Origin of the sequence: Meiothermus sp., from assembly GCF_026004115.1 — a bacterium.
Taxonomy (GTDB): Bacteria; Deinococcota; Deinococci; order Deinococcales; family Thermaceae; genus Meiothermus.
Genome location: NZ_BPIM01000001.1, coordinates 2,904,166 through 2,917,955 on the forward strand (window position 1 = coordinate 2,904,166; position 13,790 = coordinate 2,917,955).

Consider the following 13,790-nt stretch of genomic DNA (forward strand, 5'->3'; position numbering starts at 1 on the left):
CCAATAATCCTATTTGGGCATGGTGCGGCGCAGTAAATCCTGGATAACCTGGGCTACCTGAACGCCCTCGAACTGGGCCTCTTCGGTCAGGAGCAGCCGGTGCGAGAGGGCGGGCATGGCTGCGCTGCGCAGGTCGTCCCAGTCTAAGTGGGCGCGGCCCGAGAGGTAGGCCAGGGCTCTGGCCAGGTTCAGCCAGGCTTTGGCCCCCCGGGGAGAAAGCCCCATGCGAAGATGCTTTTCTTCGCTGGCAAGCTGGGCGGTGTTGGCAATGGCCTCGAGCGCAGGCTGGCTCACCACCACCTGCCGCGATTCGGCGCGGGCCAGGAGCAAATCCAGCCCGGGCACCGGCTCCGGGTCGGCCGGCTCTTCGGAAAGAATTTTTATCCAGGTGGCCCGGGGGGGTGCCTGCACGGTAATTTTCGACATAAAACGGTCTAACTGCGCCTCCGGAAGGGGGTAGGTGCCCTCGAGTTCCAGGGGGTTCTGCGTGGCCAGCACGATAAAAGGCTCGGGCAGGCCATAGCGGATGCCGCTGACGGTTACGCCGCGCTCCTGCATGGCTTCCAGGAGCGCCGACTGGGTTTTGGGGGTGGCCCGGTTGATCTCGTCGGCCAGCACCACCTGGGCAAAAATAGGCCCCTGGCGAAACACAAACTGCCCATCTTCCAGAATTTCGGTTCCGGTCACGTCGGCGGGCAGCAGGTCGGGGGTGAACTGGATGCGGCGGTAGGAAAGCCCGCTGGCCTCGGCAAAGGCTTTAGCCAACAGGGTTTTGCCCAGCCCCGGCAGCCCCTCCAATAGGGCATGGCCGCCCGCCACCGTGGTAGCCAGTAGTTCCCGTATAACCCGCTCCTGCCCAAACAAAACCCGCGAAAGTGCGGTTTGCAGGGCCGAAAGTTGGACTCGAGCCTCACTCACATGCCTATACTACCCGCCGTATCCGGCCTGCGGGCAGGCTCCAATCCGCAATTTGGGTTTTTGGCTTGACCCCAGAGGTTCAGTTAAGGAGAATCTGACTGTGTGGATTCTGGGCATAGACACCTCCTGCGACGATACCGGCGTGGGTCTGGTGCGAGACGGAAGCGTAGTGGTCAACCTGGTGGCCTCGCAAACCCTGCTGCACCAGCGCTATGGGGGGGTGGTGCCCGAGCTGGCCTCCCGCGAACACACCCAGGTGATTGATGGTTTGGTGCAGCAAGCACTTCTGGAGGGTGGGATTGAAGTTCCCCAACTCGATTTGGTCGCGGCTACCCGGGGGCCGGGCCTGATTGGGGCCTTGCTGGTGGGTTATACCTATGGTAAAGGGCTGGCTTTTGCCCTGGGAAAGCCATTTGTTGCGGTGCATCACCTCGAGGGCCACATTTATGCAGCGCTGGCCGAACACCCCGAGGTCGAACCCCCATTCCTGGCCCTGATTGCCTCCGGTGGACATACCCACCTGTTCGAAGTGCCCGCCTGGGGAACCTACAGGCTGCTGGGGGCTACCCTGGACGATGCCGCCGGTGAAGCCTTCGACAAGTCGGCCCGGCTGTTGGGCCTGGGCTACCCCGGGGGGCCCGAAATAGAAAGACTGGCCCAACAAGGCGACGCCAGCAGGGTGCCCCTGGGGGTTCCACTACAGGGCCAGGAAGGCTTTGCCTTCAGTTTCTCGGGCCTGAAGACCGCTGTGGCCAGGGCCCTTGAAAAGGGCTATGCACCGGCCGACATTGCCGCCCGGTTCCAGCAAGTGGCGGTGGAGCATATCGCTCAGGTGGTGACCCGTGCGGCCCTGCACAGCGGCCTCAGAACGCTGCTGGTGACCGGAGGGGTAGCGCAAAATGCAGCGCTTAAAGCCCACTTGCAGGCAGCTGGACTGCGAATTCTGTTTCCACCAAGGGGTCTGGCCACCGACAACGGAGCCATGATTGCCCTGGCAGCCTGGCGTACCCAGGCGCAGAACCCGCAAAACCAGCTCAACCTTCCAGCGGCGGCCTATCTGCCGCTGAGCCGCGCGCCTTGAGCCTTACGCCTTACTTCCGCAAAGCGATTAGCTCGGTAACGTTTTCACCCTCACGGGACTTTTGAATGCTTTTGACCAGCCCCACATTTTCGGCATACCAGCTGGTGCCCTGGCTTTCGAAGTTGAAGGGAATGCTGATGGGGCCAGCGTTGGCCCGCATTCGGGTGGCAAAGGTGGTCTGGAGTTTGTAGGCCGTAAAACGACCCGCAGGGGTGCTGACGTTTTCCAGGGCCAAAACCCGGTAGGTGGTCTCGAGGGTTCCGCTAATGTTAAAGCGCAAAGGCCCTTGTTGACCGGTTCCACGTACTTCAATTACCAGCCTCCAGCTATTGCCCACTGCCCAGGTGTCGTAGTCGGGTATGGCGACTCCGGTTACCTTGACCACCTCGAGGTCGTAGCTAACCGGCTGCCCTCCCGCCTCGACCCGGTTGCTCCCACTGCCGCCGAAATCTACTGGGAAGATGCCTTCAAGGGTACAACGGTATTTCATTTCCTCCCTACCACCCGCAGTCTGGCGAACCTGGGTAAAGCCGCCATCGGTGATGTTGGTCTTGCGGATCGAATAGGTGCTACCGCGTTCTCCGGTAACCCGGTACTGCCATTCCCAGCTCGGCCTGGTCGGTGAAAAAGGTTGGTCACAAAGCTGAGCCAGGCCTGGACTGCCCAGCAGAAATAGCATGAACAATACCCGGAACATATCCAGAGTGTATAAAAATCTGGTCAGCGAAATGTTATACCGGATTCAAAAAGATAATCATCCAAACCAAAGACCCCCAGAGGCTATCTTTTCGAATCCTAGAGCACTCCCTTCCAAGGGGCGGTATCGCCCTCCGCTACGCGGATAACTTCCAAGGGGCGGTATCGCCCTCCGCTACGCGGATAACTTCCAAGGGGCGGTATCGCCCTCCGCTACGCGGATAACTTCCAAGGGGCGGTATCGCCCTCCGCTACGCGGATAACTTCGGCCCTGTTAGTTCGCCGCCATCCGGCACCGAACTAACCGAATCTGGTATTGGAATCTGGTTGGGAGCTTTCTGTGGGTATTCCAGGGAAGAACGGTTTCTGGCTTTTCTGTGGTGCCTACAATCAAATCAGTTGAACTCCAAGTGGCATTTCGAATAATGTACTTGTTCTGTCTATGACAGAAGATTTCTCACGCTGCATAGCTGGATTCTTGTGAAGAGCGCTCTAAAGTACCCAAATACCCCATTCATTCTCATTCAGACAGGGTACAATCGCGTTTGGATATGTTGGCCTGGATTAATAAGCTTCTGGATAACAACGAACGCAAGGTGGCCCGCTACTGGAAAGAAGTGGTGGCCCCGGTTAATGCCCTCGAGGGCGAAATTTCACGCATCGAGAACCTCGCTGCTGAATACGCCAAACTGCGGGAAGCCTACCAAAACGGCAGCAGCCTCGATGAACTCCTCCCCCGGGCCTTTGCCCTGACCCGCGAAGCCTCCAAACGGTTTTTGGGTTTGCGCCACTACGATGTACAGCTCATCGGGGGCGCGGTCTTGCACGAAGGCAAGATCGCCGAGATGAAGACCGGTGAAGGCAAGACCCTGGTGGCTACTCTGGCGGTGGCCCTGAACGCCATTGCAGGTAAAGGGGTTCACCTGGTGACGGTGAATGACTACCTGGCCCGGCGCGATGCCGAGTGGATGGGGCCCATTTACAAGGGCCTGGGCCTGACGGTCGGGGTGGTACAGAACCACTCGAGCCCCGAGGAGCGACGCCAGGCCTACCTGTGCGACGTAACCTACGTAACCAACAGCGAGCTGGGTTTCGACTACCTGCGCGACAACATGGCGGTGGCCCCGGAGCAACTGGTGCTGCGTCACGACACGCCCCTGCACTACGCCATCATCGACGAAGTGGACTCCATTCTGGTGGACGAGGCCCGCACCCCCCTCATCATCAGCGGGCCGACGGAAAAAGCCACCGATATGTATTACCGCATGGCCGAAATCGCCCGGAAACTCGAGCGCGGCGAAAAACCGCCTGTCGGAACCAAGGGCGAACCCACCGGCGACTACACCATTGAGGAAAAACAGAAGGCCGTGCACCTCACCCTGCAAGGCATAGCCAAAGCGGAGAAGTTGCTGGGGGTCGAGGGGCTGTTCAATACCGAGCACATGGAGCTTGCCCACATGCTCACCCAGGCCATCCGGGCTAAGGAGCTCTACTTTATCGACCGGGAATACATTGTGCAGGACGGTCAGGTCATCATCGTAGACGAGTTTACCGGACGCCTTCAGCCGGGCCGTCGCTTTGGCGAGGGGCTGCACCAGGCCATCGAGGCCAAAGAAGGGGTCAAAATCGAGCGCGAGAACCAGACCTTGGCTACCGTCACCTACCAGAACTTCTTCCGCCTTTACGAGAAAACCGCGGGCATGACCGGCACGGCCAAAACTGAGGAAAAGGAGTTTCAGGAAATTTATGCCATGGACGTGGTGAGTATTCCCACCAACCGTCCGGTGATTCGGCAGGACGCACCCGACGTGGTCTACCGCTCGGAAAAGGGCAAATTCTTTGCGGTAGTGGAAGAGATTGCCGAAAAGTACGAGAAAGGCCAGCCAGTGCTGGTCGGCACCATCTCGGTAGAGAAGTCGGAGCGGCTTTCGGCCATGCTCAAAGAGCCCCGCCACTTTTTGCCCCGTCTGGAGGCCCGCGCTCAGCTACTCGCTAAGGCCATCGAGAAACAAAGCGGCCCCGAGTGGGATAGGCTCAAAAAAGCCCTCGAGCGCCCCGGTGCCCTGCGCGACAGCGAGCTCGAGCAGCACGAGTCCACCATCCCCCCCAAGGGCAACATCCGGGTGGCCTGGGAGTACCTCAAAAAAGCCGTGCACACCCTGGAGCTGATCCGCAAAGGCATCCCGCACCAGGTCCTGAACGCCAAGTACCACGAAAAAGAATCGGAGATTGTGGCGCAGGCCGGTCGGAGCAAGACCATCACCATCTCGACCAACATGGCCGGGCGCGGCACCGACATCAAGCTGGGGGGGAATGCCGAGTACCTGGCGGCCGATTTGCTGCGTAAGGAGGGCCTCGAGCCCCGCTCCGAGTGGCGCATCGAACTCTTCATCAAAAAACTGGTACAGGGGGACGAGGAGGAAGCCATTAAACTGGCTGCCGAAATCGGCATACGCCAGTCGGTGATTGACGAAATCCGCCGCCTGCGCGATACCTGCGCTGCCGACGAGGTGCGGGTCAAGGAACTGGGGGGCCTGCACATTATCGGTACTGAGCGCCACGAGTCGCGCCGAATCGACAACCAGTTGCGGGGGCGTTCGGGCCGACAGGGTGACCCCGGTAGCAGCCGCTTCTACGTCTCTTTCGACGACGACCTGATGCGCTTGTTTGCCTCTGAGCGCATTGTGGGCATGCTCGACCGTATGGGCTTCGACGACTCGGAGCCCATCGAAAATCAGATGGTCACGCGCTCGATTGAACGGGCCCAGAAGCGCGTTGAGGATCGCCACTTTGATACCCGTAAACAACTCCTGCGCCTCGACGAGGTGATGGCCCGCCAGCGCGAGGTGGTCTACGCCCAGCGCCGCAATGTGCTGCTCGGCAGCGACGAGGTGGTGCGCGAGGGGGCCCTGGCCATGATCGAGGATACCGTGGACGGGGTGGCCGCCAACTACCTCAACCCCCAGCAGCACCCCGACGACTGGGACATTGAAGGGCTGCGCTCGAGCCTGGTGGACTACATTCCTGCTCTAAAGGACTTCGACTTCGAGGGCCTGCGCAAGCTCAAGGCTGAAGAGGGCATCGAAAAGTTGGTGGAGGCCGCCCGCAGTGCCTATGAAGCCCGCGAGGCCGAACTCAACCGGCAGGGCCCGGGCTTAATGCGGGCGGTGGAGCGCTTCGTGACCCTGCAGGTAGTGGACAACGCCTGGAAAGAACACCTGCACAGCATGGACGTGCTCAAACAGGGCATTTTCCTGCGTGGCTACGGCCAGCGCGACCCCTTCCAGGAGTACAAGCTCGAGGGCACCCGCTTTTTCAACGAGATGATTGGGGGCATCAAGAGCGAAGTAACCAAGTTCTTGTTCCGCCTCCAGGTCGAGGTAAACCAGCAACCTGTGCCGGCTCCCGTAGCCCAGGGGGTCGAGTACAGCGGTTCTGAGGCTGGTGTAGCTTCCGCTCAGGGCAACCGTGACCCCTTTACGGTGCGTCGTCAGCAAAAAGCAGCCTCGGCCTACTCCGGTCTGAGCCGCGCCGAGCGGCGGCGGCTCGAGCGCGAGGAACGCAAGAAAAGCAAGGGATAGCCCTGCGCTATCTGCTCACGATGTTCGCGCGCGGTAGGTTTGGTTTGGGTCTGGACGTACACTAAAGAAGCATGTTGAGCCGACGGCGCTTCCTGACCCTGCTTGGCCTGGGGGGGGTGGCTTTTTCAGGCGCGAGCGCGCTGGCGGTTGGCAGCAGCTTCCAGTTTCAGATTAACCGCCATCGCCGGGTCTTGCCCGGACTTGACCGACCTTTGCGGGTGGTTCAGCTGAGCGACCTGCACTATGGTTTCTGGGTACACGCGGCCTCGGTGCAGGCCTGGGTACGGGCGGCCAACGCCGAAAAGCCCGACCTGGTGGTCATTACCGGTGACCTGGTCGAGTCCGGGTTGCGCCTGGAATGGCTCAAGGGCTTCTACCGCGCAGCCAGTCCCGACCTGCAGGGTTTGCTGTCGGCCCTGGGCGGGCTGCGGGCCCCGCTGGGGGTGTTTGCCATCTGGGGCAACCACGATAACGGGCTGCCCCAGGTCAAGCGATACCTGGGCGCACAGTTGCCCAAACATGGGGTAGGCGTGCTCACCAACCAGGGTTTGTGGGTGCGCGACGACCTGTACCTGAGTGGGGTAGACGACTACTGGGCCGAGGAAGCCAACCCCAAAGCTTCCCTGGATGGCTATCGCAAGGGCAAGGCTAGCCTGGCCCTGGTGCATAACCCCGATTTTTGGGATTTTTACCAGGATTTGCCGGTTCATCTGGCGCTGAGCGGACATACCCATGGAGGACAGGTTTACCTGCCGGGTATTGGGGCCCCCTGGACCCCCTCGCACTACCAACAGGCCTACTTGGGGGGTTGGTACAGCCCGGGTCTTGGCCCGGCCTCCCCTCCGGTTCCAGGGTTTGTCTCGCGGGGGCTGGGCATGACCGTGCTCCCTCTGCGTATAAACGCCCCAGCCGAACTCGTGGTGTTTGACTTCATTCCCGAGGGCTAAAACTTTCGGTAGGATAACGGGGTGATTTTCAGCTACGCCTTCACCGTCCAGCATTACCGGCGCGCCTTGCGGGGCCTGCAGGCGCCCATGCGGGTCGCCCATCTTTCCGATCTGCATATCGGGTTTTTTATCCGCCGGGGCTCTGTGAAGCGCTGGGTAGAGGCCACCCTGGCCGAGCGCCCCGACCTGATTGTAATCACCGGCGACCTCACCGATTCGGGCCGCCGGCATCAGGTGTTGCCGACCCTCGAGGAACTCGGCGGGCTAGAAGCCCCCCTGGGCACCTGGGCGGTCTGGGGCAACCACGATTACCGTTTTAATGGATACCAACCCAAGAACCCCCCCGAAGGTGAACTGTCCAATAGATCGAAAGCAAACCCCCCTCGAGTGCCCATGGTGCCGCCCCTCGAGCTCGAGCAGCACCTCAATCAACAGGGTATTCGTCTACTTCATAACCAGGGGGTTCAACTCAGGGAAGACCTGTATCTGGCCGGGGTGGAAGATTGGTGGCACGGCGAACCCAGTGTAGCTCAGGCGCTGGCAAAAAAGCCCGATTCTTCGGCTACTCTGCTGATCTGCCACAACCCGGACTATCTGTACCAGGTGCCCAGATCCGTGGACCTTACCCTGTGCGGTCATACCCACGGCGGGCAGGTGGTGCTGCCCTGGTATGGCCCTGCCTTCACTTCCTCGAGCTATGGCCAGCAGTTCGCCGGGGGTTGGGTAAACGAGCCCGTTCCGGCGTATATTTCCAGGGGCCTGGGTTTGTCCACTGCGCCCATCCGGGTGGCCTGCCCGGCGGAACTGGCCATTCACGATTTTGTGCCCTAAAATCGAGTGGCCCTTCTCAACGCACTTTGTAGCCGATGCCCTCCAGAATTTGGCGGGCCTCTTCGCGCTCTTCAGGGGTGGCAAAGCCCATGCGGATGGCCCCCCCTTCGTCGCGGATGGCCAGAACCTCGAAATTTTTAATGTTGACCCCGGCGTTGCCCAGCGCCGTGGAGACCGTAGCAATCTGCCCTGGTTTATCGGGTACCTGAACCACCAGCTCATTCATCACCGGCAGCAGGCTGCGTTTGACGATGGGCAGCGAATCGCGGGTGCGTTTGGCCTCCAGGGCGGTCTCTAGCAAGGCTTCGGGGGCCTCGAGCTGGTTTTCCAGCTCCAGCATGACCGCCCGCAGGTCTTCGATGGCCTCGCGCAGGGCCTCTTTGTTGGCCACCACCATGTCCCGGCTCATGCGGGGAGAACCTGAGGCCACCCGGGTCAGGTCGCGAAAGCCGCCTGCGGCCAGGAACATGAGCAGGTCTTGATGCGGGTCCTGCGCAACCAGCCGGTTGAGCCCCACCGCCAGCAGATAGGGCAGGTGCGAGATGCGGGCCACCAGGCGGTCGTGCAACGCAGGGGCGATTTCCAGGGGGTAAGCGCCCAGGTTCTGCACCAACTCGCGCAGTTTGCACAGTGCAGTGGGGTCGGTGTTGCCATGAGGGGTTATGACCCAGACGGCATTCTGCAACAACCCCGCATGGGCCGCCTCCACGCCGGCTTTCTCGCTGCCCGCCATCGGGTGCGAACCTACAAAGTTGGGCAGCACGCCCGTAAGGGCCTCCACAACCGGCCCCTTGACGCTGCCCACATCGGTCCAGAGGGTGTGTGGGCCGGAAAAGCGAGCCAGCTTCTGGCCCTCGTTTACCAGTACCCCCACCGGGGCAGCCAGCACCCCCAGGTCAAGTTCGCTCACCCACTCACCCAGCGAGGCGTGAACCTTGTCCACCACCTGAAGAGCCAGGGCGTCCTCGAGCGCCCGGGGGTCGGGGTCGTAGGCATGAATCTCTTCGGCCAGGAAACGCTCGCGCATTCCCAAAGCCAGGCTGCCGCCCAACAAGCCGATGCCAAAAATACCGACTTTGCCAAACAGAGGCTTCATCATAAAAATGTCGCAAGTTCAGGGTCAGAGGACTGGGGGCAATGGGTAAATCGCTATTGGCGGCGGTTCAGGCGGGCTCGAGTTCCTGTGTCAACCGGCGCCCCAGGGCAGGCAGGAGGGCCCTGACCTTGCGCATCATATCGGCGAACTGGCTTTCGGTGAGTTGCTGGGCCGCGTCGGACTGGGCTTTTTCGGGCTCGGGGTGGGTTTCCACAATCAGCCCATCGGCCCCGGCGGCCAGGCCCGCCAGCGCCAGCGAAGTCACCCAGTCGCGCTTGCCGGCTGCGTGGGAGGGGTCTATCCAGACCGGAAGGTGCGTCCAGCTCTTAAGCACCGGCACCGCCGAGACGTCCAGGGTGAAGCGGGTGGACTTCTCGAAGGTGCGGATACCGCGCTCGACCAAGATGAGCTGCATGTTGCCCTGGGCCAGCACGTACTCTGCCGACATCAAGAACTCCTCCAGGGTCATGCTCATGCCTCGCTTGAGCATGACGGCCCGCCCCGACCTGCCCGCCGCTTGCAGCAGGGCGAAGTTCTGCGCGTTGCGGGCGCCAATTTGCAGCACATCGGCATAGGTGGCCACCAGCTCTACCTGCTCCGGCGAAACCACCTCGGTCACGATGGGCAGACCAGTCTGGCGACGGGCTTCAGCCAGGATTTCCAGCCCTTCTTGGCCCATGCCCTGAAAGCTGTAGGGCGAGGTGCGGGGCTTGAAAGCGCCGCCCCGGAGCATCTGGGCGCCGTGCTTCTTGACATAGCGGGCAGCGGTAAGGGTTTGCTCCAGGCTTTCCACCCCGCAGGGCCCGGCGGCTATGAGCACCTCGCCCCCGCCTGTAGCGCCGCTGTTCCAGCGCAAAACTGTGGGCCTGGGCGAGACCTCGAGCGAAGCCAGCTTGTAGGGCTTGGAGATGGGAATCACGTCCTGCACGGCAGAAAGTGCGCGAAAATGATCCAAGAGCTCCGGGGTAGGCCCCTTGCCGATGGCCCCAATCAGGGTGGTGTGCTCGCCCTCAGAGACGTGGGGCCGGTAGCCGACCCGTCGCACTTCTGCCACCACCGACTCGATCTCCTGAGGCCCCGAACCATGTTTCAGAATAATTAGCATTGCTTTTCCTCCTTGCACACAAAAAACTTCCGGGGATTTGGAACTCCCCGGAAGCATGGTGCGCTAAACGCCTACACAGACCCCACGGGGCGAATGGGCCAATAAAAATACCCAAAAAAGCAGGTATTTTGTCTGGCGAAACCCCTCGAGGTCTGCATATGCCGATGAGTGTAATGGGGTTCGCGCAAAACTGTCAATCCTCAGCGCATGGGTGTAATGGCCAGGGTGCAGCGCGAGATGCAGACCAGACGCCCCTCTTGGTCGCGGATTTCGATGCTCCAGACAGCGGTGGTGCGCCCCGAGTGAAGAGGGGTTCCGGTAGCCGTCACCTTGCCGGACTGCATCGAGCGCAGGTGATTGGCGTTGATTTCCAGCCCGAAGCTGGTGTAGCCCTCCGGTGCAGCCAGGTAGGCCCCAATGCTGGCGACGGTCTCGGCCAATGCCACCGAGGCCCCGCCATGCAGGTAGCCGAAGGGCTGGTGCAGCCGGGGGGTCACCTCCATTTCGGCCACCACTTTCTGTGACGATGCTTCTAGAATCTGAATGCCCAGGGTCTTGACCAGGGTGTCGCGCTCTAACCGGGTGGGGTCTATCTTGCTCATGGCCCTAGCCTACCCAAGAAGCTAAAAACCTGCTACAATAGCTAGTTGCCTGGGGGCGTTCCGGTTTCGACAGGGGCTCTTGAAGGCAGTACGGCGTGTCGAGGTAGCCCATGGCCTCGTAAAAATGGGCAAAGCCATAACTGGCAACGCTCGTAGCAACAGCTACGCCCTCGCTGCTTAAGTCAGCGACGTTCTTCAGAAGCCCAGCCGATGGCGTGCTGAACGAACGACCTAAAGTCGGCTAGCTCGAGGCAAGGCGCCGTAGCCAGGAGCGAAATCTATACGGTGCTGGGTTCAGGCCCGCTGTTGGTGGCGCAAGCCTGAGCGACAACCAACCACCAACTACACACGTAGAAGTCTGCTGGATGGGTCTTTGGACAGGGGTTCAACTCCCCTCGCCTCCACCAGAACCGCTCTGCCAACGGCAGGGCGGGTTTTTTTTGCCAAATCGTGTTCATGATTGTTGCAACAAACGGGCGTTATATCAAATCCACATGAACCCCTGGCCTTCCCGGAGGGAGAAGGTGGCGACACCCCGACCGCACTATTTACAAACAGCGATAGGAACACGCTCGACTGCACCTAGGGTGTCGGCGGTTGGGGGCGCTTGGGGCGAGCCTTAAAGCTAAGTGTCCAAGTAAAGTCGGTATTACACTTCCCGCTAGCGCATCTGCGGCGCTACTCGCATTTGTCTAACCGCGTACCTCCGATAATAGGTCTGTGCTACTCGGGTTGCGGGGTGCCATTATACTTCTCCTGCTGCTGGCTTTCTGGGGGCCCAGTATTCCCGTGCAGCCGGTTCGGACGGTGGTTCTGCTGGACCAGAGCCCATCGGCACGGGAGGCGGTGTGGAAAGCGGCGCCGCAACTTGTGCTGCCCGGCGCGCAATACATCGCTTTTGCCAGCGGCGCGGTTCAGGTGGCTTCTCCGACCGCGCGCAGGCTCGACTTGGGGGAGGGCACCCAGCTGCGCGAAGCCCTCCGCAAGGCCCAGGAACTGAACCCCGACCGGATTGTGCTGGTATCAGACGGTCTGTTTCAAGACCGGGCTGAGCCCATCGGGATTCCAATTTTTAGCCTCTACCGGCCCCCCAGCCCCAACCTGTCACTGTCGCTGGTGGCTCCTGCCTTACCAAGCAAGGGCGAGACCATTGAGGTGCGGGCGGTGCTGGAGTCTACAGCCAGCCTCAAGGCCAGACTGACCCTGAGTGGGCCCTCAGGGCGGCTCGAGCGCGAGTTGCAATTGGAGCCCGGTCGTAGCAGTGTGGGGTATCGTTTTCGCTTGGAGGAGCCCACTATGGTGACGGCACAGCTCGAGAGCACCCTGGGCGTTGAACAGGCCCGGCTCGAGCTCAGCCCCGCAGGCATCACCCGGGTCTGGGTGCTGGGCGACACATCCCTGGCCCGCTACCTCGAGGCCCAGGGCTTCGTGGTGGAGGAGCGTGCGGAAATTACCTTGCCCATCCGGGCCGAGGTGGTGGCCTTGGGGGTTGGGGCGCGGGATTTATCGGCGGCCGAACTCGACGCTCTACAAACCTTTTTGAACCAGGGGGGCAGCCTGCTCTGGACGGCCACGCCCAGAGGGTTGTTTTTTGGGGGCTGGGAACGCACCAGCCTGGAGGCCAGCCTGCCGGTGGAGCCGGTGGAGGAGCCGGGCGGGGTGGGCCTTGTGCTGGTGCTGGATGTCTCGGGCAGTATGATCGAGGCCGATAAGCTGGGCCTGGCGGTGGTGGGTTCGCTCGAGCTCATCCGCTCGGCGCGTCCGCAGGACTACATCGGGGTGGTGGTTTTCTCCGACCGCCCGCGCTGGCTCTTTCGTCCGCGCCCAATGACCGAGCAGGGCCGCAAGGAGGCCGAAAACCTGCTGCTCTCCACCACAGCGGGGGGCGGCACCATGATTCGCCGGGCCTACCTCGAGGCCCTGGACGCCTTGGAAAATGTCCCCACCGATTCCAAACAGGTGATCGCCCTGACCGACGGCCTGGCCGCCGATGTGACCCCCGGCCTGCTGGATGCGGCCCGCGATGCCAGCCCCAAAATCAAGACCAGTACGGTTGCCCTGGGCGCCGATGCCGACCGCCAGTTTTTGCGCGAGCTGGCCCAGGCCGGCGGGGGCACCTTCTGGGACGTCCCCAGCCCGCAGGATCTGCCCCGTTTTTTTCTAGAGGAAGCCCAGCGGGCCTTCCGGCGTGAGGCGCTCGAGGGCCGCTTTCCGGTCTCGGTGCGCCCCCACCCCATCACCCGGGCTACCAACCCCCCGCCCCTCTCGGTCATCCTGCCGGCCAAAAGCAAACCCTGGGCCCAGACCCCCATCAGCTCGGGTGACCTGGCTGTGCTCGCGGTAGGGGAGAGCGGGCGGGGCCGGGTGGCGGCTCTGGCCACCGACCTCTCGCGTTCCTGGCAGGGCTGGCAGGGCACGCCTGCACTGATGGCCGAGCTTACGCGCTGGCTTTCGCAGACGCCCGCGAGACCCAGGGTTCAGGCCATACGCGAGCCCGAGGCACTGCGGGTGCTGCTGGAGGGACAGTTTGAGCGCCCAAGTATACGGGTAGGTGGCCTGGAGCAAACCCTGGCCCCCACAGGCCCCCTGCGCTACGAGGCCCGACTGCCCAGAGAAACTGTGGGTCAGGCCGTAGTTCTGGAGAACGACCAACCCCGTCTGCGCTTGCAGTTGCCCACCCTGCCCGAGTGGCGCATGGAGGATGGTCGGGCCAACCTTAAAAGGCTGTCGGAAGCCAGTGGGGGCCGCCTGCTGGACAACGCCACCGAGCTGAAAAACCTTTCGGCCCGAAAAGCTCTACCTTTGCAATGGCCCCTAATTGCGCTGGCGGTGCTGCTGTTTTTGCTCGAGCGTTACCTCGAGCGCAGACGCGTTATGGCGGTTTTTGGGTCAAATCTGGCTTGACGAAAGCTGGAGCAGCGTTAGTGTGAGGA

Annotated in this window: 10 protein-coding genes and 1 other RNA gene; 6 read left to right on the forward strand and 5 right to left on the reverse strand. The window is 61.7% G+C overall.

Annotated elements, in window-relative coordinates:
- Positions 1-9: 9 nt before the first annotated feature.
- On the reverse strand, positions 10-918 hold the full coding sequence (locus Q0X23_RS14065; RefSeq protein ID WP_297860862.1) for a MoxR family ATPase: 909 nt from the start codon (positions 916-918) through the stop codon (positions 10-12).
- Positions 919-1,018: 100 nt separating this feature from the next.
- Between Q0X23_RS14065 and tsaD the strand changes: the two genes are divergently transcribed.
- Positions 1,019-1,999 carry a tRNA (adenosine(37)-N6)-threonylcarbamoyltransferase complex transferase subunit TsaD gene (tsaD, locus tag Q0X23_RS14070; protein ID WP_297860863.1) on the forward strand — a complete coding sequence of 327 codons (981 nt, stop codon included), beginning with the start codon at positions 1,019-1,021 and terminating at the stop codon, positions 1,997-1,999.
- 10 nt (positions 2,000-2,009) lie between these two features.
- On the opposite strand, the gene Q0X23_RS14075 is transcribed toward tsaD, so the two are convergent.
- Positions 2,010-2,696 carry a hypothetical protein gene (locus Q0X23_RS14075; RefSeq protein ID WP_297860864.1) on the reverse strand — a complete coding sequence of 229 codons (687 nt, stop codon included), beginning with the start codon at positions 2,694-2,696 and terminating at the stop codon, positions 2,010-2,012.
- A gap of 550 nt (positions 2,697-3,246) precedes the next feature.
- Here Q0X23_RS14075 and secA point away from each other — a divergent pair.
- From secA to Q0X23_RS14090, 3 genes are all read left to right on the forward strand, one after another.
- Entirely contained in the window at positions 3,247-6,276 is a 3,030-nt protein-coding gene (gene secA, locus Q0X23_RS14080) for a preprotein translocase subunit SecA (protein ID WP_297860865.1), read from the forward strand.
- Positions 6,277-6,347: 71 nt separating this feature from the next.
- A complete protein-coding gene (locus Q0X23_RS14085) occupies positions 6,348-7,223 on the forward strand; it encodes a metallophosphoesterase (RefSeq protein WP_297860866.1) in 876 nt (291 codons plus the stop codon).
- A 21-nt stretch (positions 7,224-7,244) separates the two neighbouring features.
- On the forward strand, positions 7,245-8,054 hold the full coding sequence (locus Q0X23_RS14090) for a metallophosphoesterase (RefSeq protein ID WP_297860867.1): 810 nt from the start codon (positions 7,245-7,247) through the stop codon (positions 8,052-8,054).
- A 16-nt stretch (positions 8,055-8,070) separates the two neighbouring features.
- Here the strand turns inward: Q0X23_RS14090 and Q0X23_RS14095 are convergent, their stop codons facing one another.
- The 3 genes from Q0X23_RS14095 to Q0X23_RS14105 form a co-directional block, all read right to left on the reverse strand.
- Positions 8,071-9,150, reverse strand: coding sequence for a prephenate dehydrogenase/arogenate dehydrogenase family protein (locus Q0X23_RS14095; protein WP_297861235.1), 1,080 nt, complete (start codon positions 9,148-9,150; stop codon positions 8,071-8,073).
- 67 nt (positions 9,151-9,217) lie between these two features.
- Positions 9,218-10,255 (reverse strand): 3-deoxy-7-phosphoheptulonate synthase, encoded by a 1,038-nt coding sequence (gene aroF / locus Q0X23_RS14100; RefSeq protein ID WP_297860868.1) that lies wholly within the window; start codon positions 10,253-10,255, stop codon positions 9,218-9,220.
- Positions 10,256-10,455: 200 nt separating this feature from the next.
- Positions 10,456-10,857, reverse strand: a complete 402-nt coding sequence (locus tag Q0X23_RS14105; RefSeq protein WP_297860869.1) for a hotdog fold thioesterase — start codon at positions 10,855-10,857, stop codon at positions 10,456-10,458.
- Positions 10,858-10,908: 51 nt separating this feature from the next.
- Here Q0X23_RS14105 and ssrA point away from each other — a divergent pair.
- Positions 10,909-11,264: a transfer-messenger RNA gene (gene ssrA, locus Q0X23_RS14110) on the forward strand.
- Between the two features lie 313 nt (positions 11,265-11,577).
- A complete protein-coding gene (locus Q0X23_RS14115; RefSeq protein ID WP_297860870.1) occupies positions 11,578-13,761 on the forward strand; it encodes a VWA domain-containing protein in 2,184 nt (727 codons plus the stop codon).
- Positions 13,762-13,790: the final 29 nt, after the last annotated feature.